Genomic DNA, 22,976 nt, shown 5'->3' on the forward strand with positions numbered 1-22,976 from the left:
ATACGTCATACGATATTGCCTCTTGTCTCGTGGGCTCGGAGATGTGTTTAAGAGAGAGGTTTATGTTTATGCGGTTAATAAACTATTTTAATTAAATATTTTAATAAAGATTTTCTAATTGATTTTTATATTTTTCTGTAACTTTTTTTCTTTTTACTTTCATTGTTGGTGTCATTAAACCATTTTCAATAGAAAAATTTTCATCTATTAATTGAATTTTTTTTATCTTTTCTAGTAAAGTTAATTTTTTATTTATTTTTTCAATTACTTTATTTATTTTTTCTTTTTCATTTAAAAAATCTTTGTTTGGAACAATTAAAGCAACTAAATAATTTTTTTTATCACCATAAACCATACATTGATCTATCTCAGGCTCATTTGTAATCATGTTTTCAATTTTAGCAGGTGAAATGTTATCTCCACCAGCGCTTACTATGATATCTTTTTTTCTATCAGTAATTTTTAAATAACCATCATTTGGATCTATCTCTCCAATATCACCTGTATGTAGCCATCCATTTATAATTACTTTATCAGTTTCTTCTTTTTTGTTCCAATATCCTAGCATTACATTTTCTCCTTTAACTAAAATTTCTCCATCTTCAGCAATTTTTACCTCATTCCCTTGGAATGGAGGTCCTACAGTTTCCACTTTAATTTTATGTATCGGATTGCAACTTACTACTGGTGATGTTTCTGTTAAGCCGTATCCCTGAAGTGTCGGTAATCCTATAGCATTTAAAAATTCACCTATTTCTTTATCTAAAGCACCACCACCTGAAACAAAAGCTTTTAAATTTCCACCAAACTGTTTTTTTATTTTATTTCTAACTAATTTATCAACTATAAAATTGAGCAATTTTTCATAAAAAGTCATTTTTTGATTTAATAGTTTTTTTCTTCCTAGACGAAGAGTTGCTTCAATTAATTTTGCTTTAAAACCCGTTTGTTTTTTTAAATTCAAGTTTATTTTGTTATAAAGGTTTTGGTAAAACCTAGGGACAGCTGCCATAATTGTAGGCTTTGCTTCAGATATATTTTCTAGAAGTTTTTCAATTTTTTCAGCATAGAATACTTTAGCTCCTACTGCTATCTGTACAAATTGAAGACAGTGTTCATAAGAATGAGAAAGGGGAAGCCAAGTTAAAAACACTGGTCTTGAATTAAATAATGGTTTTGTAATTTCACATGATCCAACAACATTACTTAAAATTCCACCGTGACTTAAAATTACACCTTTGGGATTTCCTCCAGTTCCTGAAGTATAAATTATACATGCTGGAGACTTTCTATTTAATTTATTATTTTCGATTTTATCTTCCTCTAATAAATTATTGTTTAAAATAGAATTATAATCTAAATATTTTTCTTTGTTATTTAAATTTAAATTATTTGTTACCTTAGTTATTTCATCTAAAGTTATAACTTTTTTAATAAAGTCTTTTTCATTAATTATATTGTTTAATTTTTGTAGCATTTCATGATTTGAAACAATAACTAAGCTAGGTTTACAATCTTCTATTAAATACTTATAATTATCCTCAATATAAGTTGTATATGCTGGAACTGTAATTCCACCAGCTAACATTATAGCTAAATCAGAAACAAACCACTCAGGTCTATTCTCCGAAACTAAAAGACATCTATCGCCTTCTTTTATGTTTTCTTTAATAACTTTTGATAATTTTAAAATATTCTTTTCAGTTTGTTCCCAAGTGTAAGTTTTTTTATTGCTTGGGTTTAGCCATTCTAAAAAAATATCTCTTTTATTTTGTTTATTTACTTGATTAGCAAATAATTCTATCAAATTATTTAAATTATCTAAATTCATAGTTACTTGGTGGGCGAAGAGAGAATCGAACTCTCACTTCTTGCGAAACACGATTTTGAGTCGTGCGCGTCTACCAGTTCCGCCATTCGCCCCTGGTATTCAATTAAATTATATTTAATAGTATAAGAACTAAATTTATATTAAAACCAAAAAATGCTTAGAACACTTTACAAAAAATGTTTACAATTAGCTGCACATAAAAGTTCTAATTTTTATTTAGGACTTGTATCTTTTATAGAAAGTTCTTTTTTTCCTATACCTCCAGATGCAATGATAATCCCAATGGTTATTGCTAAAAAAAAGGAATATTTGAAAATATTTTTAATAGCATCAATATTTTCGGTGCTTGGAGGAATATTCGGATATTTGATAGGTTATTTATTTTTTGATTTAGCAATGTATTTAATCGAATTTTATGGTTATCAAGATAAAGTCGAAAATTTAAAATTAAGCATGTCTCAAGGGAGTGGATTCCTGGCATGGCTGAGTATTCTTTTTTTAGCTGGCTTTACTCCATTACCTTATAAAGCCTTTACAATCTCAAGCGGTTTAATTGCTTTTAATCTTACTGTTTTTATAATTGTTAGTTTAATTTCAAGAGGTCTAAGATTTTTTATTGTTGCCTATTTGTCTTATAAATTTGGAGAATTATTTACAGAGTACATGGAAAAACATGGATCAAAATGGTTTACCATAATTGGAATTATTATAGTTATAATATTTATTATTATTTATTTATTTTTAAAATTTAATGGTTGAGATTAACAAAACAATTACATTAAAGTTAATTTTTTTAATTAGCATTATTGCTTTATCTTCAGCATTTTTCATTGAATATGTTTTAGGTCATCAACCTTGTAACTTATGTGTGCTGGAAAGAATTCCATACTTATTATCATTAATAATTATTATTTTAAATTATAAATTTATTAATCTTGAAAAATATTTCATTCTTTCTCTTATTTTAATTTTTTTAGCAGCTACTATTTTATCTTTATATCATTTGGGTATTGAACAAGGTTTTATTGAAGAATCATTGGTTTGTGATTTAAAAAATAGCTCCAATTTACTATCAAAAGAAGACATCTTAAGGCAGTTACAAGAAAAAAATGTTAGCTGCAAAGATGTTACATTTAAAATTTTAGGATTATCGCTTACAAGTTACAATATTATAATATCAATATTAATAGTATATTTTACAACAAGAGTTTATTTAATTTATGACAACATTAAATAAAAAGAAAATAGAAGAATTTATTAGAGTTGATCATGCAGGGGAGCGTGGTGCTGTTAAAATTTATGAAGGACAGTTGCTCGCTCTAAATACATTGGTTACAGATGAAGCTTTAAAAAAAACAATTGAAGAAATGAAAGTTCATGAAAAAGAGCATTCTGATTTTTTTGAAAAAGAAATTAAAAAAAGAAATATTAAACCGACAAAATTTTTACCTTTATGGGATTTATTAGGTGTAGGATTAGGTTTTGGTTCAACTATACTTGGTAAGAAAGCGGCTATGCTTTGTACCGCTTCTGTTGAAGAAGTGATAGATGAGCATTATTTAAACCAAATAAAACAACTTGATAATAGTGAATTAAAACTTAAAAAAAAAATAACTAAATTTAGAGAAGATGAATTAAGTCATAAAGATATTGCTTATGAAAAGGGTGCAACAAAAAAAGGTCTTTACTCTATTTTAGATAAAATTATTAAAACTGGATCAAAAATTGCAATAAATATTTCTGAGAAAATTTAAGACTCTAGTTCTACATCCCAATATAAATAATCCATCCAGCTTTTGTGTAAAAAATTTGGTGGAAAATGTTTGCCATTTTTATGTAGATCCTCTGTTGATGGTCGATAAGGGTGCTGATGTAATTTCATACCTGAGTGTTTTAATAGTTTTCCGCCCTTTTTTACATTGCATGCAGAACAAGCTGTTACAACATTATCCCAATTAGTTTCACCCCCTTTTGATCTAGGTAATAAATGATCAAAAGTTAACTCCTCATTGCTTCCACAATATTGACAGGAAAATTTATCTCTTAAAAATACATTAAATCTAGTAAAACTTGGTTTGCTTTGAGGAACAATATAATCCTTTAATGCTATAACACTTGGTAATTTCATATTAAATGATGGACTTCTTATAGTTCTATCATAATTACTAACAATAATAACTCGATCCAAAAAAACAGATTTAACTGTATCCTGCCATGACCACAAAGATAAAGGGTAGTAACTCAGAGGTCTATAATCTGCATTGAGGACTAATGCAGGGCACTTTTCTAATGAAACATTTTGTTCAATAAAGTTATTCATTAATTTAATTTTAACTTAGTTGGACAATTTTATCAATAATAAGAGATGTTAAATTTTTTTTAAAATAAAATTTAAAGCTGTACTTGAAGCTTCAATAGGAATATGATGATCACAATTTTTTATTAGTAGTGTATCAACTTTAACATTATTTCTAATTAAAAAATCTTTTGCTTCCAGTAAATGGGTAGATGGGACAATTTGATCAGCTTCACCATGTATGAGTAATGTTTCAGTTTTATTTTTGATTCTATTTTTTAAATCATTTTGATTTATTATCTTTCCAGAGAAACCGACTATACATAAAAAATTTTCTCCAAATGTAAGACCAACATTTATAGACATCATGCATCCTTGGCTAAAACCTGATAAACATATTTGATTATTTAATAACTTGAACTCTTTTTTTATTTCATTAATAAATTTTTTTAAGACTTCTTCAGCTTTAATTGATTGCTCTAAAATGTAATTAGAGTCCTCTTTTGTTAAATCAAACCATTGATAACCAGATGGATTTATAGCACATGGCTCATGACCATTTGGACAAATAAAGACTGTATTAGGCATATGTCTCTTCCAGTTTAAAGATAACATGCTAATATCCTTTCCATCACCTCCATAACCATGAAGCAAAATAATAGCATTTTTAATTTCAACACCATTTTCTGGTTTAATAATTATGGAATCTAGGCAAAATGTCATAGTAGATAAATTATGTTTTTTATGTCAAAACACAATCTAAAATAAAAAAATGATTTCAGGAATATTAGTAAAAGTTTTATCAATAGCTCTTTTGATAGCCGTAGGGATAGTCTTAATCTTAGGTATAGGGACTCTTTTTAAGGGAGGAGAGACAAGTAAAAAATATTCAAATAAATTAATGCAGTTAAGAGTTATTTTACAGTTTATTGCTATTATTGCTTTAGTTGGCTTTGCTTACTTTTTTAAAAATTAGTTATATTTTTTTATCCAATTAATAAAATTTTTATCTTGAAAATCAATTGAACCCATTATTCTAGCAAATTCTTGACCCTCTTTATTAATTAGAATTGTTGTAGGGACACCTCTTAAAGTAAACATTTTTGCTAATGTAGTAGGTGGGTCAAAATAAGGTTCAAAATTTTTAATGTTAAGATCTATAAAAAATTTATTAACTTTTGTTAAAGTTTCTTTTCCAATATTAATTGGAAAAATTTTTATTTTATCCAATTCCGGGTTAGCTTGGAGTTTATCTAAAGATGGCATTTCTTCTTTACAAGGTTCACACCAAGTCGCCCAAAAATTTAATATCAATAAGTTCCCAGTATATTCATTGATATTAATTTTTTGATCATTTTTGTCTAAAAAAATAACATTATCATGTGTTTTTGGTATTTTATGGATTACAATATTTTTAATACCAGGTAGTTCGTCAGCTACAACATTTGTTATCAAAAAAATAAATATTATTAAAAATCTCATGTTAAATAGGTATAATTAAATATCATGGCAAAAAATAAAAACAACCAAGCAATCTGGACCACGCGGATTAAAAAAAATACGTCAAGCTTATTTCAAAAAGTCGGTAATTCAATAGATATTGATAAAAGACTTTATAAAGAAGACATCCAGGGATCAATTGCTCATGTTGAGATGCTTTTTAAACAAAAAATAATTTCATTCAAAATAAAAAATAAAATTATTTATGGACTAACAAAAATTAATAAGGAAATAACAAATAATAAATTTGAGTTTAATAAAAAATATGAAGATATTCATATCAATATCGAAAAGAGACTTTTTCAAATTATAGGTGAAGAAGCTGGCTACGTTCACACTGCAAGATCAAGAAATGATCAAGTAATTACTGATTTTAAAATTTGGATGAAAAAATCAACCAACGAAATAAATAATAACATTAATAAAGTTATTAAGAGTACAATTAAGTTAGCTGAAAAAAATGTTGAGACTATTATGCCTGGATTTACACATCTTAAAAATGCTCAAGCTATCTCTTTTGCACATTATTTAATGTCTTATGTAGAAATGTTTAATAGAGACAAAAAGAGATTTGCTAATAATTTAGACAGTTTAAATGAAAATCCTTTAGGTGTTGCGGCTTTAGCAGGAACATCATTTGATATAGATAGAAATTATACAACCAAAAAACTTGGTTTTAAAATACCTACAAATAACTCTATTGATACAGTTTCAGATAGAGATTTTGTTTTAGATTTTTTATACGCTTCATCTGTGTGTGCTATGCATATTTCAAGAATTGCTGAAGAGTTGATTATTTGGAATTCAGATGCTTTTAACTTAATCAATTTATCTGATAAAGTTGTTACTGGATCTTCTATAATGCCACAAAAAAAGAATCCTGATCTTTTAGAGTACTTGCGTGGAAAATCGGGAAGCGCTTATGGAAATTTATTTTCGATGCTTACAATTTTAAAAGGCTTGCCACTGTCTTATTTTAAAGATCTTCAAGACGATAAGGAAATTGTTTTTAAATCAAATGACAATCTAAATAATTGTTTAAAAATTTTTGATGAAATACTAAAAAATTGTAGTCCAAATAAGAGTAAAATGTTAGAACTTGCTAATTCTGGATATATTACAGCCACCGATTTAGCTGACTATCTTGTGAAAAATCACTCAATGTCTTTTAGAAAAGCATACCAAAAAACTGCTGCTGTAGTTAATTTGGCTGAAAAAAGAAAAAAGAAGTTAAATGAATTAACTTTAGATGAGTTAAAGAAAATTGAACCCAAACTTAAAGAAGATGTATTAAAAGTATTTAATTTAAAAAATTCAATTAATTCGAAAAAATCTTATGGTGGAACTTCTTTTGATAATATTAAAAAAATGATAATGAAATATAAAAAAGAAAAATGATTAAAAAATTTACAATAATTATATTGTTATTTTGTGCCGTTATTTCATGTGGAAAAAAAGGTGATCCTAAATACGTAGACCCAGATAAAAAAGCAGAAATAAAAAAAGTTTCAGTTAACTTAGCTTAATGAAATACATAAATAAAACACTTACAATAGAAAAAATTAATCTCCAAAAAATTGCAAATAAATTTGGAACTCCATTTTATTCTTACTCCTATTCTAAATTAAAAGAAAATATTAATAATTTTAAAAAAAACTTCAGATCTTTTTCACCACTTATCTGCTTTGCGGTTAAATCCAACACGAATATTAATTTAATTAGAGAAATTAAAAAATTTGGATTAGGTGCTGATGTTGTTTCAGTAGGAGAACTGATGATGGCACTAAAAGCAGGAATTAATCCAAGCAAAATAGTATTTTCTGGTGTTGGTAAAACAACTAATGAAATCAGCTTTGCTATTGATAAAAAAATTTTGCTTATTAACGCTGAATCTTTAAGTGAAATAAAAGAAATAAATCGAATAGCAAAATCTAAAAATAAAAGAATAAAAATTGGTGTGAGACTAAACCCCAACACAGATGCAAAAACATTAAGTCAAATATCCACTGGGAAAAAAGAAAATAAATTTGGTGTAAATAAAAATACATTCTATGAAATTATAAATTATTGCAAAAATTCAAAAAATATTGATTTAAAATGTCTAAGTGTTCATATAGGCAGTCAAATTTTAGACCATAGACCTTATGAAAAAATGCTTAAAGCGGTCAGTCAAATTCTAAATAAAACAAATCATAAATTTAAATTTATAGATTTAGGTGGAGGTATGGGCATTACTTACAATGATAAAAATAAAAAACTTAATTATAAAAAATACAACACAGCTATTCTCAAATTTTTAAAAAAACATAAAGTTAAAATTATATTTGAGCCAGGTAGATCAATTATTGGCAATACCGGTACATTAGTATCAAAAATAATCTATATAAAAGATAGCGGAAGTAAAAAATTTATAATTTTAGATGCCGCAATGAATGATTTAATGAGACCTGCTTTGTATGGTGCATTTCATAAAACTTTACCTGTTACAAAATCTAACAAAACATCTAAAAAACCATATGAATTTGTAGGTCCTATTTGTGAAAGTACAGATAAATTTGTTACATTAAAAAAATTTCAAGTGTTGAATGAAAAAGATTTAATAGCAATATGTGATGTGGGAGCTTATGGAATGTCACTTAGCTCAAATTATAATTTAAGACCTAAATCAATAGAATTATTAATAAAAGGATCAAAAATTAAAGTAATAAGAAAAAGACAAAAGCATAAAGATATAATTTAGCTTTTGACAAAAATGATAAGAAACTTTTTATTTTCAATATTGTTTTTCACTGGAATCATTTTTATTTCGATAATTTTTTTACCATCATTTTTTTTGCCTAAACAGGTAGTTTTGATGGGAGGTAAATTAATGGGCCATTGGGCCAGTTTTTGTTTAAAGTTTGTTCTGTCAGTAAAAATTTCAATCAAAGGAAAAGAAAATATTATTAATAATGAAAAATTTTTTATAGCAGCATCTCATCAATCAATGTTTGAAACTTTTTATTTACAAACTATCTTTAACTCGCCTGTATTTATTCTAAAAAAAGAATTATTGTTAATTCCAATATTTGGTTGGTACTTAAAAAAAATAGGATCAATTTCAATAAAAAGAAACAAAGTTACAAAAGATAACTTGAGTTTTTTCGATGATATTTCAAAAATGATGGCTGCTTCTAATAGACCTTTAATTATTTTTCCTCAAGGGACTAGAGTTCTTCCAGATGAAAGACCAACTTTTAAAAAAGGTGCTTCGAGAATTTATGAACAGCTAAATGTTGCTTGTCAGCCAGTTGCAATTAACTCTGGATATGTCTGGCCTAAAAAAGGTAAAAAAAAATCTAATAAAACAATTACAATCTCTATTCTAAAACCAATTCCTTCTGGGTTAACAAAGGAAAATTTTATTCAAATTCTTGAAAAAAATATTTATTCAGAGTTAAATTTAATTAATTAGCCCTTCATAGGCATAACAACAAAAATACTATCGAAATCACCCGGATCTTTTATCAGTGCTGGTGAACCAGTATCATTAAAGAAAATTTCAACTTTATCTCCGTCTAATTGTGAAGCAACATCTATCAAATATCTAGAGTTAAAACTTATCTCTAAATCATGATCAAACTTAACAATTAAAGTTTCTTTACCATCACCACTGTTAGTATTATTTACTGACAGATCTAAAGTGTCTTTAGATAAATTGAATTTCACACCATCTTTTTTATCTACTGAAACAGATGCAACTCTATCAACTGAATTTAAAAATAATTTTAAGTCTATTTCTAATTTTTTTTGATTATTTTTAGGTATAACTTGAATGTAATTAGGAAATTTTCCATCGATAAGTTTCGAAATTAAAATACTATTATTTAATTCAAATTTTATTTTTGATTTCACATTTGAAACTTTTACATCTCCATCATAGCTATCTAATAAAGAGCAAAGTTGAAAAATTGTTTTTTTAGGTAGAATTATTGGATCAAAATCAATTGTTTCCTCTAATCTAATTTTTGAAATAGACATTCTATGACTATCAGTTGCAACTGCTGTTAAATAATTTTTATCCTCAAATTCTGTTTGATGAAGATAAATTCCACTTAGGTAATGCCTTGTTTCGTCATTAGAAACTGAAAATTTACACTTATTTAATAATTTCAACAATTGTTTTGATTTAATTATAAATTCATTTTGATTAAAATTTTCATCTGTCAGTGGAAACTCTGTTGCACTTATACAATTCAAATTAAAAATAGATTTTTCAGACTCTACTTGTAATTTACTTACATCTGTTAGGGAAAGATTTATTTTTTTTCCTGAGTTAAACTTTCTTATAATATCATACATGATTGAGGAAGTTGTGGTTGTTTTGCCCTCCTCTAGAATTTCTACATTATTTAATTGGTGTATAAATATTAAATCTAGATCAGTCGCAGTGATAGTAAGTTTTGAATTACTTGCATCTAACAAAATATTAGAAAGTATTGGTAATGTGCTTCTTTTTTCAATAACGCCTTGACAATAATTTAATGCTTGCTGAAGATCCTGTTGATTAACGTTAAATTTCATTTTCTTTATTATTATATAAAATCTGATTTTTTAATTTATTTATATTATCAACCATCTCAGGATCTTTTTCTTTTATCTTTTCAATAGTTTTTACTGAATGAATTATTGTTGTATGGTCTCGATTAGAAAATTCTCTTCCAATTTCAGGTAATGATTTAGAAGTCAAAATTTTAGTTAAATAAATTGCTGTTTGCCTAGGTCTTACTAAATATCTTGATCTTCTAGATGATAGCATTTCATTTTTACTGATTTTGAAAAACTTACAAACAATTGTCTGAATTAGATCTATTGTAACTTTATTTTCTGCTAAATTTAATAAATCCTTTAAAACAACTTTAGTTTCAGCAAGATTTGGGGCTTTGTTGTAGATTCTTGAAAATGAAACAACTCTGTTTATTGCACCAACTAATTCTCTTACACTTCCAGTTATTTCATTACTTATAAAATCTTGAATTTCTCTAGAAACTTGTAATTGTTCGGAATACAAAGCATTCAATTCTTCAGTTTTTTTTTGAACTATTTTTTTTCTTAGCTCAAGGTCTGGCTTTTGAATATCAACAACTAATCCGCCAGAAAATCTTGATTTAATTCTTTCTTGTATCCTTGATAATTTGTTTGGTGCTCGATCAGCTGATACAATTATTTGAGATCCCTTATCAAGTAATGCATTAAATGTATGAAAAAACTCCTCCTGCATAGCCTCTTTTCCGCTTATAAACTGGATATCATCGATTAATAAAATATCTGTATTTCTAAAATATTCTTTAAACTTAACCATGTCGTTTGATTTAATTGATTTCACAAACTGATACATGAAACGTTCTGCAGAAATAAACATTACTTTATTATTTGTTTTAAGCTCTAAACCTATTGAATTTAATAAATGAGTTTTTCCCATTCCAACACCACCGTAAATATAAAGTGGATTATAATGAGATATATTTTCAGAAACTTTTAAAGAAGCTTCGTAAGCTAATTTGTTACTTGAACCTGTAATAAAATTATCAAATCTTTTATTTGGATCAATTCTATTATATTGAAAGTAAGAGTCTTTTATAAACGAAACCTTTTCTTTAGTATTATTCTCATTAATATTATTTTCCTTAAAAGTGGTATCTTTAGCTTTTTCAACAATTTTAAACTCAATTCTAATAATGTCTTTTTTAAATACCTTAATTACCTGTAATATTTGGTCTAAATACCTTGATGTAATCCAATCTCTAATAAATCTTGTTGGAACTGATAATAATAAGTAATTATTAAATTCTTCTATAAAAGAAATCTTTTTTAACCAACTCTCATAAACTTCTAAGCCTAGTTTATTTTTCATTTCATTCTGTACTTGCTTCCATTCGAAGCTTTCAGAAGAAAAATTATTAATATTTTTTGTATTTGTTAATTTATTCATAACTTAAGGGGAAATCTCAGTTAGAACTATTTAAAAAAATTTGCAACAAGTTAATAAAGGAATTTAAAAAAAAATAAAATCTATGATTGTGATTTATATTTTAAAAAATTAATTCTAAATTAAACTTAAATTTAAAATTATAAATTGAATCGAATATAGATTGAATCAATTAATTAATTGAATTAAAATTAAATCAAATATAGATTGAATGACGATAATCCAAATATTTACTAAATCTAAATATAGTAACTTAATACAAAACTTAAATATATCATGTGGATATCAGGGGTTGTTTGAAAATTTAAACTAACGTTTAAATTGCAGCAATTTTTTTTGTTATTCTAGAAACATTTCTAGAAGCATTCTGTTTTTTTATTATTCCTGTTTTTGCAATTTTCATCAACTCAGAGTTTAACTTTGGTAGAAATTTAAGAGCTTCATCTTTCTTTTTATCATCAATTAGAAGGTTCATTTTCTTAAGAGCGTTTCTAAACCTGCTCTTTCTAGCTTTATTTACTGCCGTTTGTTTAGAAATTCTTCTAATTCTCTTAATTGCTGATTTTGTATTTGCCATCTGCGCAGGGGTATAGCTTGAGAATTTATAGTGGTCAACTAAATATTTAACTATTTTTGACAAGAAACACAAAAAAAAGTCGACCTATTTGATGTTATCTTTTTTTTTATAATGCCTTTGCACTTCATGCGCTTACAACCAGTACCATCTTGCTGATAGACTTTAAACTCCTTTTGGAAGGAACCTTTATTACCTGAAATATCTTTAAAATCTCTTATACTTGAACCTCCCTTATTAATTGCCTGTTGAAGTATTTTCTTAGAATTTAAAATAATATTTAAACATTCATTTTTATTAAGTCTTTTTGCCTTTTTAAATGGATTTATTTTACTAGCGAAAAGAATTTCACTTGCATAAATATTACCTATTCCAGAGACAAATCTCTGATCAAGTAAGAAACTTTTTATATCCTTATTTTTTTTCTTAAAATAATTAACTAAATAATTTAGGTTAAATTTATCACTAAATGGTTCAGGCCCCATTGATTTAAACCTTTTCTGTAAATCTTGATAATTTTTAATTATTTCAAAAAATCCAAAACGTCTTGGATCATTATAAATTACTTTCAAACTATCAAATACAAACTCTGCATGATTGTGTTTTTTAGGTAAAAAAGGTGAATGATAAAAACTAGTATTCGTAAATTTTAGAGGCTTTTTCTTATCAATAATATGAATTGTTCCTGACATTCCTAAATGGATTAAACAATAATCTTCATTTTGAAAATGAATAATCAAATATTTAGAAAATCTACTAACTTCAATTATTTTTTTATTTTTAAGAAAACTTTCAAAATCACTTGGTATTTTAAACCTTAAATTCCTGTTTCTGATTATTACTTTTTTTATGCTTTTTTTTTTGATCTTTTTATTAAGGGATTGTCTAACAATTTCTACTTCTGGTAATTCTGGCATTTGATACTATATTCAATATATATTTTTTTATGCAACAAAATCTTCAAAATAAAAAAGGACTTGTAGAAAATGTGTTTAATCAGGTCTACAACAAATATGACTTGATGAATGACTTTATGTCAATGGGCGTACATAGATATTGGAAAAATAGTTTAATCAATATGATGAATCCCAGAATTAATAGAAAATTAATAGATGTTGCGTGTGGAACGGGGGATGTTGGAAAGTTATTTTTAGATAGAACAAATAAAGAGGTTGAAATTACTTGTGTAGACCCAAATGAAGGAATGATTAGTCAAGGAAAGCAAAAATTATCTAATTACAAAAATGTAAAATGGATTATTTCTCCAGCAGAAAAATTACCAATAAAAGACAATTCATTTGATTATTACACTATTAGCTTTGGGCTAAGAAATACAAAAAATTTAAATAAAGCACTTTCAGAAGCCTATAGAGTTTTAAAGCCTGGTGGACGCTATCTATGTCTGGAATTTTCTAAGATTCAAAATTCAAATCTTGATTTTGTATATAAAAATTATTCAAAACTTATTCCTATTATTGGTCAGTTTGTAGTTGGAGAAAAAGAACCTTACGAATATTTAATCAAAAGTATTGAACAATTTATTAATCAAGATGAATTAATAGAATTGATGGAAAAAAATAATTTTCAAAAATGTTCTTATAGAAATCTTTCTGGTGGTATTGTTTCAATTCATAGTGGTTGGAAAATTTAATGATTAAAAAACTTATTACTTTATTTAAATTAGGAAGAAAAATTGCAAAATCAGATATTTTAAAAATTGCATCAAAATTTAAAAAACCTCCTTTAGCTGTAACAATATTATTCCAAATTTTATCTATTTCATTTGAAAAAAAGAAACAAAGTAATTTAATTGAGGATGATGGTGAAAGACTATCTAGGTCATTAGAATCTATGGGTACAACTTTCATCAAACTTGGTCAATTTCTTGCTACAAGACCAGATATAATCGGAGAAGAATTATCTTTAAAGCTAGAAAATCTTCAAGATCGATTACCCCCTTTTTCAATTCATGAAGCAAAAGAAATTATTAAAGAAGATCTTGGAGTTGATGCATTTAATTCTATAATTGATTTAAGTGAACCAGTTGCTGCTGCATCAATTGCACAAGTTCATAAAGCAAAAATAAATGATAATGGAACAATTAAAGATGTAGCAATAAAAATTTTAAGACCAAATATAAAAAAAATATTCAATGAAGAAATAGATGCAATGATGTTATTTGCATTTATTATTGAGTCATTTGTAAAAAAAACAAAAAGATTAAAACTTGTTGAAGTTGTTTTTTTACTTAAAGAAATAACTAATCTTGAAATGGATTTAAGATTCGAAGCTGCTGCGGCTAATGAATATGCTGAAAACACTAAAAATGATGCTGGATTTAAAGTTCCTGAAATTTATTGGAATTTTACTAGTGAAAATGTAATGACTTTGGATTGGATAGATGGAATTTCAATAAGAGAAGCTGAGGAGCTAAAGAAAAGAAATTTAGATACTAATAAAATAGCTGAAAATATTATCCAACATTTTTTAAGACATGCTGTAAGAGATGGTTTTTTTCATGCAGATATGCATCAAGGAAATATTTTTGTTGATAATAGTGGCCAAATTGTACCTATAGATTTTGGGATTATGGGCAGGTTAGACAAACTTAGTAAAAGGTTTTTAGCAGAAATTTTATTTGGATTTATTCAAAGAGATTATCGTAAAGTAGCTGAAGTTCACTTAGTGGCTGGATTAGTTCCAAAAGAAGTACCAATCGATGATCTAGCTCAAGCTTTGAGATCAATTGGTGAGCCTATATTTGGTCAAGAAGTAAAAGATATTTCGGGAGGTAAATTACTCAAACAATTGTTTGATGTAACAGAAAAGTTTAACATGCAAACTCAACCTCAATTATTAATGTTGCAAAAAACTATGGTTGTTGTTGAAGGTGTAGCAAGAAAGTTAAATCCAAACACAAATATTTGGACAACTTCAAAGCCTGTACTAGAAAATTGGCTTAAAGAGACCAAAGATCCGTTTAATAATTTAAATGAAACTTTAAAAAATACATCTGAAGTGATTAAACGTTTACCAGAATTTCCTGAGATTATGGATAAAGCAAATCAAGCATTAACGTTTTTAGCTAGCGGTCAAATTCCACAAAATTCAAATTCTTACACCACTCTGAATGATAAGAAATCAGAAATGATAGCATTTAGAAATCAATCTATTATTGGTTTATTACTTCTTGTAATTTTTGGCCTTATAGTATTTTAATTCTGCAGATGAAAAATTTGTTAAATAAAAAAATACTATTTATTATCTGTGGAGGTATATCTGCTTATAAAAGTCTTGAAACAATTAGGCTTTTTAAAAAGAAAGGTACAGAAATAAAGACAATTCTTACAACAAGTGCAAAAAAGTTTGTAACTCCACTTTCAATAACATCACTTTCTCAAGGCAAAGTTTATAGCGATTTATTTAGTGTAGAAAATGAGGCTGAAATGGATCATATTTCACTTTCAAGATGGGCAGATATAATTGTAATTGCACCTGCAACGGCAAATACAATTTCAAAACTGGCTCAAGGAACAACTGATGATTTAGCATCCACTGTTGTTTTGGCATCAGATAAAGACATTATTTTAGCACCGGCAATGAATGTAAGAATGTGGGAACATCCAACTACTAAAACAAATATAAAAAAATTAAAAGGGTTTGGATATAAACTAATAGGTCCAGAGGTTGGTGATATGGCATGTGGTGAATATGGAGAGGGTAAAATGTCAGACCCATCAGTAATTGCTAAAGAAGTTGATAAATATTTCTTAACTCAAAAAAATAACAAAAAATTTAAAGCATTAGTTACAGCAGGTCCAACTAATGAGTACATAGATCCAGTTCGTTTTATTACAAATAAATCAAGTGGTAAACAAGGATATGAATTAGCAAAATCATTATCCAAAAAAGGTTTTGATACAACATTAATATCAGGTCCAACTAATCTTGAAATAACTAAAGATATTAATCTTATAAAAGTTGAAACAGCAGATGAAATGTTAGTTGCTACTCAAGAAAATTTACCTGTTGATGTAGCAATTTTTTCTGCTGCGGTAGCTGATTTTAAAATTAACAAAAAGTATGAAAATAAAATTAAAAAACAAGGGAACTTAAACTTAAATTTAGAAAAGAATGTAGATATACTTCATTATGTGTCTAACCATAACTCTATGAGACCTGAACTTGTCATTGGATTTGCAGCAGAAACTAATGAGATTGATAAAAATGCAAAGGAAAAATTAAATAAGAAAAGTTGTGACTGGATTATTTCTAATGATGTATCAAATAAAGATATAGGATTTAATTCTGATTATAATGAAGTAACAATTCATTATAAAAACAAAGATGTTAAAAAAGAAAAACTTTCGTACAAAAAAAAATCTGGAATTTCTGATGAAATAGTTGATAGAATAATTGATCAATTAAATTAATGGCAAAAGTTCTTATCAAAAAGTTAGACCCTGGGGTAGAATTACCCGCTTACAAAACAGAAGGTGCATCAGGTATGGATTTGATGGCATTAGTAAAAGAACCTATTAATCTTAAACCAAACTCATCATGCTTAATACCAACAGGGCTTGCTATTGCGTTTTCAAGTGATTTCGAAATCCAAATAAGACCAAGATCCGGTTTAGCTGCAAAAAACAACATTAGTGTTTTAAATACACCTGGAACTATTGATAGTGATTACAGGGGAGAAATAAAAGTAATCCTTTTTAATCATGGAAAAACTGATTTTTTAATAAATAATAAAGATAGAATAGCGCAAATGATTTTAACTCCTGTAATTAAAATGGATCTTGAAGAAACTGATGATCTACCAGAAACAATTAGAGGAGAGGGTGGTTTTGGCTCTACTGGAAAATGAGCAAAAATTTAAGTAAAAAAGAAATAGAGAAATTCTCAAGGCAAATAATTCTTAAAAATATTGGGGCAGCTGGTCAAAAAAAAATTTTATCTTCAAAAGTCTTGATAGTTGGTATGGGTGGTCTAGGTTGTCCAGTAGCAGAATTTTTAACTAGATCAGGTATTGGTACACTTGGGATTGCAGATCATGATATTGTAAGTCTCTCTAATATCCACAGACAAAGCCTGTATAATGAAAAAGATATAAATCAATCAAAAGTAAAGATTGCAAAAAAAAAATTAAGTAAAATTAATTCAAAGATTAAAATAAATATTTTTAATTTAAAATTAAATAAAACTACATTTGAAAAAATTATTAAAAATTATGACTATATTGTTGATGGTACTGATAACTTTGAAAGTAAATTTTTAATAAATGATTTAAGTTTAAAATATAAAAAATTTCTTGTCACTGGTGCTATAAGTAAGTTTGATGGACACATTTTTACTTTTAATTTTACCAACAAAAAAGATCCTTGCTTGAGATGTTTTTATCAAGAAGAAACAATATCTGATGAAATTTTAAATTGTGAATATGAGGGAATTTTAGGAACCGTTGCAGGAATAATAGGTACATTACAAGCCAATGAAGTGTTAAAAAAAATATTAAATATTGGACAAAATTTAAATGGATACATTCTAATTCTAGATCTATTAAATTTAAATTTCAGAAAAGTAAAAATAAATAAAAGAAATAAATGCTTATGCAACGAATAATAAAAAAAATTTATATAGTATTTTTTTTGTTATTTTTTACTCACATTTCTTTTGCTAATGAAATTTTTGTCTCTCTTAAAAAAAATAAAGTAAATGTTCGTTACGGGCCAAGTTTTGAATCTGATATTAAATACGTTTATAAAAAAATAAATCTTCCATTAAAGCAAATTGATAAAAAAGAAAATTTCAGGCGGATTATAGACTTAAAAAATAATAGTGGATGGATTCATATTTCACAGTTAAAAAAAAGTAATTCGGTAATAGCTACGAAAAATAAAGTTTTATTTAGGAAACCCACATCTTTTGCTAAGCCAATTGCTCAAATAAAAGAAGGAAGATTATTAATTGTTGAAAAATGTGAACAAAATTGGTGTAAAATTACATCAGAAGAATTTGAAGGTTGGATTAAAACAGAAAATATTTGGGGACTAAATTAACTAAAATCAGCTGATAAAGAGGCTAAATTTTCTTTAGATAATTTTGTGCTATGAGAATATTCTTTATGATCTATACCAATCTCAATTTCTGAGCTATTAGATTGAAATTTTTCTATTTGATCATCAGTAAAATTAAAGTGAATAAACTGCACTGAAGAAGCTTTTCCTTCCGTAGAAGTTCTATCAACATCTTCCTCTGGAACCGCTTTAATTTTCTCACCATTTATTTTCATAAAGACTGTTTCTTCTATTCCACCAACTTTTCCAAGAAACGTAGCCCTTGAGATAGGATTATCTATTTCAAACATTAAAGTTGCTGTTAGTTCTTTGCCGTTAGGTATTAAAGGATTGTATGCAGATAACTCATCCTGAAGTTGCTCATCACCACCTTTTTCAATGTATAACATTTCTTGTACTTGAGCTAACATTGTTTCATAACTTTCAAAATAAAAAGTTGCATATGGACCTAAAGCAACTCTTCTATTTTTTTTATAATCAACAATACTTTTTCTTAATTCACGTCTCTTTTCTATATAAACATCTAAAGGCATGATGTCTTCTTTTTGAATTTCTCTTTTTACTCTCGGCATGATCACAAGTTATAACTTTTTGCCATTAGTTCGATAGGGTGTAGTGCCTCATCATTAGATATATTTGTATCAACTTCTAACTGTTTTAAATGTTTTCCAGCTAAAGGACAGTCAGAGGCCATATATTTATTATTTTTAGTTTTAATTTGTCTAGCTGTTGGTTTTCCTACTTTATTTGCTAAATCATGCGTTTGTTTCATTACTCCAAAAGTTCCTCCATGACCCGCACATCTTTCAACAACATCAATTTTAACTTTTGGTATTAATTTTAACATATCTCTTGCTTTGATACCCATGTTCTGTGCTCTCGCATGACAAGCGTGATGCACAGTTACTCCTCCATCAATCTCATTTAATCCTTCTACTAATCCCTCATTGTTTGCTATGTCAACCACATACTCATCAATATCCATAACATTTGTAGATAATTTTTTTATTTTTTCATCGTTTGGTAATAACAAAGGCCATTCAAATTTTAACATTAATCCACAACTCGCTGTTAGAGTTACTACTTTATAACCTTTATCAATCCACTCGATTAAATCCTTAGAAACTTTCTTTGCTTGTTCAACAACTTTTGGAAGATCTGCCTGCTCTAAAAATGGCATTCCACAACAACCAGGATAAGCCTCCTGGACCTCTACACCATTTTTTTTTAAAACTTTTAAAGCAGCAACACCAGTATTTTTTTTATTAAAATTTACAAAACAAGTTGAATAGATTACAACTTTTCTATCTTTAGAAAGTGTTTGATAATTTATTTTATCTCTATTTTTTTTGAAAAAATTTGAAAAAGTTTCAGAGTTATATTTTGGCAGCTGAACTCTTTTATCTATTCCAGCAATAAGTTCTAAGATTTTTCTAATTAATTTATTTTGAATATTTGATGCCCAATTGATAATTTTTGAGAACAACACGCCAATTCTGGCGTTTCGGTCTATTTGAGCTAATTGTGTTGGCACACTTGGTAATTTACCCAGTTTTTTTTGAGCTGTTCTATATCGCAGCATTAAATGTGGAAAATCCAAATCAAAATCATGAGGTGGAACATATGGACATTTAGTCATAAAACACATATCACACAAAGTACATGCATCAACAACAGGAGCAAATTGATCGCTAGATAAGCTTTCAACATCTTCATTTTTAGATTCATCAATCATGTCAAATAGCTTAGGAAATGAATCACAGAGATTAAAACATCTTCTACATCCATGACAAATATCAAACACTCTTCTCATTTCAGCGTCTAACTTTTCAGGATTTAAAAAATCAGGATGCTCAAAATTTATAGGATGTCTTATAGGTGCACTTAAACTTCCTTCTTTACTCATATAATTTAGTTATTTGAATTTCGAATTGTTTTTAGTGGGCGACTAACGCCCACTAAGAAATTTGATTAGCTAATAGACTCTAAAGTTTTTTGAAATTTACCAGCGTGTGATTTTTCAGCTTTAGCTAAAGTTTCAAACCAGTCAGCAATTTCTTCAAAGCCTTCTTCTCTAGCTGTTTTAGCCATACCAGGGTACATATCAGTATACTCATGAGTTTCGCCTTGTACTGCAGAAGCTAAGTTTGCTTTTGTTTCGCCAATTGGCATACCAGTTCCTGGATCACCAACTTCCTCTAGATACTCCAAATGACCATGTGCGTGACCAGTTTCACCTTCGGCTGTTGATCTAAAAACTGCAGCTACATCATTGTAACCTTCTATGTCAGCTTTTTGTGCAAAATAAAGATATCTTCTGTTTGCTTGACTTTCACCAGCAAACGCTTCTTTTAAATTTTCCTCTGTTTTACTTCCTTTCAAAGACATTTTTTCTCCTTTTTAATGATTAACTGACCATATAATGAATATTGACAGTATGTCAATAGTTTAGAATTATTATAATGTAGATTTTAAGTGTATGATTTAATTAAATTATTTTTGAGTTTGATTATCACTCGCAACTCTAACCAACACTTCAACAGAATTTATTTTTTTTCCTGTGATATTTTTTCTAATATTTATTTTGTCTATATCATTCTCATCACAATCAATTAGCTCATTCGTGTCTTCATCAAAAAAATGATGGTGTACTGATGTATTTGTATCAAAATAACTTTTTTGACTATCGATTGAAATTTCTTTTAAATATCCTTTTTTTTCAAATGCATGAACTGTGTTGTAAACTGTGGCTAGAGATATCTTTTCATTCATTTTTTGAGATATCATTTTAACAAGATCATTAATTGTGAAATGGAAAGTTTTTTCTCTATTATACAAAACTTCACATATTTTTACTCTTTGCTTAGTTGGTCTAAGCCCAACTTCTCTTAATTTTTGAATAAAATTGCAGTTTTTTGGCATTGTTTTTTATAATTATTCTAAAGTGTGAATAAAAATTTACTGTTTTATTATATTATATTACGATTAAATCAAGTATTAAGGGTGCTCGAATATGAAAAAAAACTCATACTCCTATGATGATCTAATAACTTGTGCGAACGGTGATCTTTTTGGTCCTGGTAATGCAAAATTACCTCTCCCACCAATGCTTATGTTTGACAGAATAACCGAAATCAATGAAAATAATGGAGCATTTAATAAAGGCAGTTTAAGAGCTGAATTAGATATAAAAGATGATCTTTGGTTTTTTGATTGTCATTTTAAAAAAGATCCAGTTATGCCAGGATGCTTAGGTTTAGATGCTATGTGGCAACTGGTAGGGTTTTTTCTAGGTTGGCTAGGAAATCCTGGAAAAGGAAGAGCTTTAGGTGTGGGTACTGTAAAATTTACAGGTGAAGTTTTACAGAATGTAAAAAATGTAAGATATGAAATAGATATGAAGAAAATTATGTCTCCTGGAGGAACAACTGTTGGGCTTGCAAATGGAATAGTTCTTGCAGATAATAAAAAAATATATTCAGCAGAAAGTTTAAAGGTAGGTTTATTTAAATAATGAGAAGAGTAGTTATCACCGGTTTAGGAGTAGTTTCTTGCTTAGGCAATAATCAAGAAGAGGTTCATCAATCTTTATTAAATTCAAAATCAGGAATTTCTTTTGCAGAAGAATACAAAGAGCATAATTTAAAAAGCCATGTTCACGGTAAACCAAATATTAAACTAGAGGATCATATTGATAGAAAAACAATAAGATTTATGGGATCAGGATCAGCTTATAATTATATTGCAATGAAAGAGGCAATTGAGGATTCTGGATTAGAAGAAAGTGAAGTAAGTAATTTTAAAACTGGGATTGTAATGGGTTCCGGTGGACCATCAATTGAAAATGTAATACTTGCAGCAGACAAAACAAGAGCTAAAACTCCAAAACTAATGGGGCCCTTTATTGTTCCAAGAACAATGGCCAGTACTGCCTCAGCAACACTTGCTGTACCATTTAAAATTAAAGGAACTAACTACACAATGAGTTCTGCATGTGCAACTAGTGGACACTGCATAGGAAATTCTATGGAATTAATTCAGATGGGTAAACAGGATGTTGTTTTTGCAGGTGGAAGTGAAGAAATTCATTGGGCAATGACAGCAATGTTTGATGCTATGACAGCTTTATCATCAAAATATAATGATACTCCTCAATCTGCGTCTAGAGCTTATGATAAAACTAGAGATGGATTTGTAATTGCAGGTGGTGCAGGTGTATTAGTACTTGAGGAGTACGAACACGCTAAAGCAAGGGGTGCTAAAATATACGCAGAATTAACTGGTTATGGAGCAACTTCGGATGGATATGATATGGTAGCTCCATCAGGAGAAGGCGCTGTCAGATGTATGAAAATGGCGATGGCAACTACAAAAAATAAAATTGATTATATTAATACTCACGGAACATCAACACCTGTTGGAGATATCACAGAACTTAATGCTATTAAGGAAACATTTGGAAATGACATTCCAAAAATAAGTTCAACTAAATCTTTATCAGGTCATCCATTAGGTGCTGCTTCAGTTCATGAAGCAATTTATTGTTTGATAATGATGAAGAATAATTTCATTACAGGTTCTGCAAATATTACTGATATGGATGATGACGCTAAAAAATATCCTATAGTTTCAAAAACTGAAACAGGAGTAAATTTAAATACAGTAATGTCAAATAGCTTTGGTTTTGGTGGAACTAATGCAGCTTTAATTTTTGAAAAGGTGTAATT

The 22,976-nt window shown here is 27.6% G+C and carries 28 protein-coding genes and 1 tRNA gene; 16 read left to right on the forward strand and 13 right to left on the reverse strand.

Going from position 1 to position 22,976, the window contains the following annotated elements; translation table 11 throughout:
- Positions 1 to 100 precede the first annotated feature (100 nt).
- Both ACTT9Y_RS06115 and ACTT9Y_RS06120 read right to left on the reverse strand, forming a co-directional pair.
- A complete protein-coding gene (locus tag ACTT9Y_RS06115) occupies positions 101 to 1,831 on the reverse strand; it encodes an AMP-dependent synthetase/ligase (protein WP_440933477.1) in 1,731 nt (576 codons plus the stop codon).
- Between the two features lie 7 nt (positions 1,832 to 1,838).
- Positions 1,839 to 1,923, reverse strand: a tRNA-Leu gene (locus ACTT9Y_RS06120).
- A 61-nt stretch (positions 1,924 to 1,984) separates the two neighbouring features.
- Between ACTT9Y_RS06120 and ACTT9Y_RS06125 the strand changes: the two genes are divergently transcribed.
- The 3 genes from ACTT9Y_RS06125 to ACTT9Y_RS06135 are packed head-to-tail and all read left to right on the forward strand — an operon-like array spanning position 1,985 to position 3,585.
- Entirely contained in the window at positions 1,985 to 2,590 is a 606-nt protein-coding gene (locus tag ACTT9Y_RS06125) for a YqaA family protein (protein ID WP_440933478.1), read from the forward strand.
- The gene (locus ACTT9Y_RS06130) at positions 2,583 to 3,068 is read left to right on the forward strand and encodes a disulfide bond formation protein B (protein ID WP_440933479.1); all 486 of its coding nucleotides are present in this window, start codon (positions 2,583 to 2,585) and stop codon (positions 3,066 to 3,068) included. Before ACTT9Y_RS06125 ends, ACTT9Y_RS06130 begins: the two co-directional genes overlap by 8 nt.
- Positions 3,052 to 3,585, forward strand: a complete 534-nt coding sequence (locus ACTT9Y_RS06135; RefSeq protein ID WP_440933480.1) for a demethoxyubiquinone hydroxylase family protein — start codon at positions 3,052 to 3,054, stop codon at positions 3,583 to 3,585. The genes ACTT9Y_RS06130 and ACTT9Y_RS06135 overlap by 17 nt, the downstream gene beginning before the upstream one ends.
- Here ACTT9Y_RS06135 and ACTT9Y_RS06140 read toward each other — a convergent pair.
- Complete coding sequence (locus ACTT9Y_RS06140) at positions 3,582 to 4,151, reverse strand: HNH endonuclease (RefSeq protein WP_440933481.1); 570 nt, start codon at positions 4,149 to 4,151, stop codon at positions 3,582 to 3,584. The two genes, ACTT9Y_RS06135 and ACTT9Y_RS06140, sit on opposite strands and share 4 nt — an antisense overlap.
- 48 nt (positions 4,152 to 4,199) lie before the next feature.
- Positions 4,200 to 4,850: an alpha/beta hydrolase gene (locus ACTT9Y_RS06145; protein ID WP_440933482.1), complete on the reverse strand. Its 651-nt coding sequence runs from the start codon at positions 4,848 to 4,850 to the stop codon at positions 4,200 to 4,202.
- A gap of 49 nt (positions 4,851 to 4,899) precedes the next feature.
- Between ACTT9Y_RS06145 and ACTT9Y_RS06150 the strand changes: the two genes are divergently transcribed.
- Positions 4,900 to 5,103 (forward strand): twin transmembrane helix small protein, encoded by a 204-nt coding sequence (locus ACTT9Y_RS06150; RefSeq protein ID WP_440925952.1) that lies wholly within the window; start codon positions 4,900 to 4,902, stop codon positions 5,101 to 5,103.
- Here the strand turns inward: ACTT9Y_RS06150 and ACTT9Y_RS06155 are convergent.
- Positions 5,100 to 5,609, reverse strand: a complete 510-nt coding sequence (locus tag ACTT9Y_RS06155) for a TlpA family protein disulfide reductase (RefSeq protein ID WP_440933483.1) — start codon at positions 5,607 to 5,609, stop codon at positions 5,100 to 5,102. The two genes, ACTT9Y_RS06150 and ACTT9Y_RS06155, sit on opposite strands and share 4 nt — an antisense overlap.
- 24 nt (positions 5,610 to 5,633) lie before the next feature.
- On the opposite strand from ACTT9Y_RS06155, the gene argH reads away from it, so the two are divergent.
- The 4 genes from argH to ACTT9Y_RS06175 all read left to right on the forward strand — a co-directional run bounded on the left by argH (position 5,634) and on the right by ACTT9Y_RS06175 (position 9,081).
- Entirely contained in the window at positions 5,634 to 7,025 is a 1,392-nt protein-coding gene (gene argH / locus ACTT9Y_RS06160) for an argininosuccinate lyase (RefSeq protein WP_440933484.1), read from the forward strand.
- A complete protein-coding gene (locus tag ACTT9Y_RS06165; protein WP_440908603.1) occupies positions 7,022 to 7,153 on the forward strand; it encodes a hypothetical protein in 132 nt (43 codons plus the stop codon). Before argH ends, ACTT9Y_RS06165 begins: the two co-directional genes overlap by 4 nt.
- Positions 7,153 to 8,367, forward strand: a complete 1,215-nt coding sequence (gene lysA, locus ACTT9Y_RS06170) for a diaminopimelate decarboxylase (RefSeq protein ID WP_440933485.1) — start codon at positions 7,153 to 7,155, stop codon at positions 8,365 to 8,367. The genes ACTT9Y_RS06165 and lysA overlap by 1 nt, the downstream gene beginning before the upstream one ends.
- Before the next feature lie 93 nt (positions 8,368 to 8,460).
- Positions 8,461 to 9,081 (forward strand): lysophospholipid acyltransferase family protein, encoded by a 621-nt coding sequence (locus ACTT9Y_RS06175; protein WP_440933486.1) that lies wholly within the window; start codon positions 8,461 to 8,463, stop codon positions 9,079 to 9,081.
- Here ACTT9Y_RS06175 and dnaN read toward each other — a convergent pair.
- The 4 genes from dnaN to mutM all read right to left on the reverse strand — a co-directional run bounded on the left by dnaN (position 9,078) and on the right by mutM (position 13,086).
- Positions 9,078 to 10,190 (reverse strand): DNA polymerase III subunit beta, encoded by a 1,113-nt coding sequence (gene dnaN / locus ACTT9Y_RS06180; protein ID WP_440933487.1) that lies wholly within the window; start codon positions 10,188 to 10,190, stop codon positions 9,078 to 9,080. The two genes, ACTT9Y_RS06175 and dnaN, sit on opposite strands and share 4 nt — an antisense overlap.
- Positions 10,180 to 11,598 (reverse strand): chromosomal replication initiator protein DnaA, encoded by a 1,419-nt coding sequence (dnaA, locus tag ACTT9Y_RS06185; RefSeq protein ID WP_440933488.1) that lies wholly within the window; start codon positions 11,596 to 11,598, stop codon positions 10,180 to 10,182. Before dnaA ends, dnaN begins: the two co-directional genes overlap by 11 nt.
- 313 nt (positions 11,599 to 11,911) lie before the next feature.
- Positions 11,912 to 12,172, reverse strand: coding sequence for a 30S ribosomal protein S20 (gene rpsT, locus ACTT9Y_RS06190; protein WP_440926572.1), 261 nt, complete (start codon positions 12,170 to 12,172; stop codon positions 11,912 to 11,914).
- Positions 12,173 to 12,222: 50 nt separating this feature from the next.
- A complete protein-coding gene (gene mutM / locus ACTT9Y_RS06195; RefSeq protein WP_440933489.1) occupies positions 12,223 to 13,086 on the reverse strand; it encodes a bifunctional DNA-formamidopyrimidine glycosylase/DNA-(apurinic or apyrimidinic site) lyase in 864 nt (287 codons plus the stop codon).
- Between the two features lie 29 nt (positions 13,087 to 13,115).
- Between mutM and ubiE the strand changes: the two genes are divergently transcribed.
- From ubiE to ACTT9Y_RS06225, 6 genes are read left to right on the forward strand one after another with little or no spacing between them, the layout of a single operon-like run.
- Positions 13,116 to 13,820, forward strand: a complete 705-nt coding sequence (gene ubiE / locus ACTT9Y_RS06200) for a bifunctional demethylmenaquinone methyltransferase/2-methoxy-6-polyprenyl-1,4-benzoquinol methylase UbiE (RefSeq protein WP_440933490.1) — start codon at positions 13,116 to 13,118, stop codon at positions 13,818 to 13,820.
- The gene (gene ubiB / locus ACTT9Y_RS06205) at positions 13,820 to 15,388 is read left to right on the forward strand and encodes a 2-polyprenylphenol 6-hydroxylase (RefSeq protein WP_440933491.1); all 1,569 of its coding nucleotides are present in this window, start codon (positions 13,820 to 13,822) and stop codon (positions 15,386 to 15,388) included. Before ubiE ends, ubiB begins: the two co-directional genes overlap by 1 nt.
- Positions 15,389 to 15,396: 8 nt before the next feature.
- Entirely contained in the window at positions 15,397 to 16,602 is a 1,206-nt protein-coding gene (gene coaBC, locus ACTT9Y_RS06210) for a bifunctional phosphopantothenoylcysteine decarboxylase/phosphopantothenate--cysteine ligase CoaBC (RefSeq protein WP_440933492.1), read from the forward strand.
- Positions 16,602 to 17,039 carry a dUTP diphosphatase gene (dut, locus tag ACTT9Y_RS06215; RefSeq protein ID WP_440933493.1) on the forward strand — a complete coding sequence of 146 codons (438 nt, stop codon included), beginning with the start codon at positions 16,602 to 16,604 and terminating at the stop codon, positions 17,037 to 17,039. The genes coaBC and dut overlap by 1 nt, the downstream gene beginning before the upstream one ends.
- Positions 17,036 to 17,794, forward strand: coding sequence for a HesA/MoeB/ThiF family protein (locus ACTT9Y_RS06220; protein ID WP_440933494.1), 759 nt, complete (start codon positions 17,036 to 17,038; stop codon positions 17,792 to 17,794). The genes dut and ACTT9Y_RS06220 overlap by 4 nt, the downstream gene beginning before the upstream one ends.
- The gene (locus ACTT9Y_RS06225; protein ID WP_440933495.1) at positions 17,782 to 18,231 is read left to right on the forward strand and encodes an SH3 domain-containing protein; all 450 of its coding nucleotides are present in this window, start codon (positions 17,782 to 17,784) and stop codon (positions 18,229 to 18,231) included. Before ACTT9Y_RS06220 ends, ACTT9Y_RS06225 begins: the two co-directional genes overlap by 13 nt.
- Here ACTT9Y_RS06225 and ACTT9Y_RS06230 read toward each other — a convergent pair.
- From ACTT9Y_RS06230 to ACTT9Y_RS06245, 4 genes are all read right to left on the reverse strand, one after another.
- A complete protein-coding gene (locus tag ACTT9Y_RS06230; RefSeq protein ID WP_440933496.1) occupies positions 18,228 to 18,821 on the reverse strand; it encodes a DUF3501 family protein in 594 nt (197 codons plus the stop codon). The two genes, ACTT9Y_RS06225 and ACTT9Y_RS06230, sit on opposite strands and share 4 nt — an antisense overlap.
- Before the next feature lie 2 nt (positions 18,822 to 18,823).
- Positions 18,824 to 20,155: a (Fe-S)-binding protein gene (locus tag ACTT9Y_RS06235; protein ID WP_440933497.1), complete on the reverse strand. Its 1,332-nt coding sequence runs from the start codon at positions 20,153 to 20,155 to the stop codon at positions 18,824 to 18,826.
- Between the two features lie 65 nt (positions 20,156 to 20,220).
- Positions 20,221 to 20,637, reverse strand: a complete 417-nt coding sequence (locus ACTT9Y_RS06240; protein ID WP_075485664.1) for a rubrerythrin family protein — start codon at positions 20,635 to 20,637, stop codon at positions 20,221 to 20,223.
- A 105-nt stretch (positions 20,638 to 20,742) separates the two neighbouring features.
- Positions 20,743 to 21,171: a Fur family transcriptional regulator gene (locus tag ACTT9Y_RS06245; protein ID WP_440933498.1), complete on the reverse strand. Its 429-nt coding sequence runs from the start codon at positions 21,169 to 21,171 to the stop codon at positions 20,743 to 20,745.
- 91 nt (positions 21,172 to 21,262) lie between these two features.
- Here ACTT9Y_RS06245 and fabA point away from each other — a divergent pair, with 91 nt between their 5' ends.
- Positions 21,263 to 21,763: a bifunctional 3-hydroxydecanoyl-ACP dehydratase/trans-2-decenoyl-ACP isomerase gene (fabA, locus tag ACTT9Y_RS06250; protein WP_440933499.1), complete on the forward strand. Its 501-nt coding sequence runs from the start codon at positions 21,263 to 21,265 to the stop codon at positions 21,761 to 21,763.
- Positions 21,763 to 22,974: a beta-ketoacyl-ACP synthase I gene (fabB, locus tag ACTT9Y_RS06255; protein WP_440933500.1), complete on the forward strand. Its 1,212-nt coding sequence runs from the start codon at positions 21,763 to 21,765 to the stop codon at positions 22,972 to 22,974. Before fabA ends, fabB begins: the two co-directional genes overlap by 1 nt.
- The last annotated feature ends 2 nt before the right edge of the window (positions 22,975 to 22,976 follow it).

The sequence above is a fragment of the Candidatus Pelagibacter sp. genome, from assembly GCF_052049995.1.
GTDB lineage: Bacteria > Pseudomonadota > Alphaproteobacteria > Pelagibacterales > Pelagibacteraceae > Pelagibacter.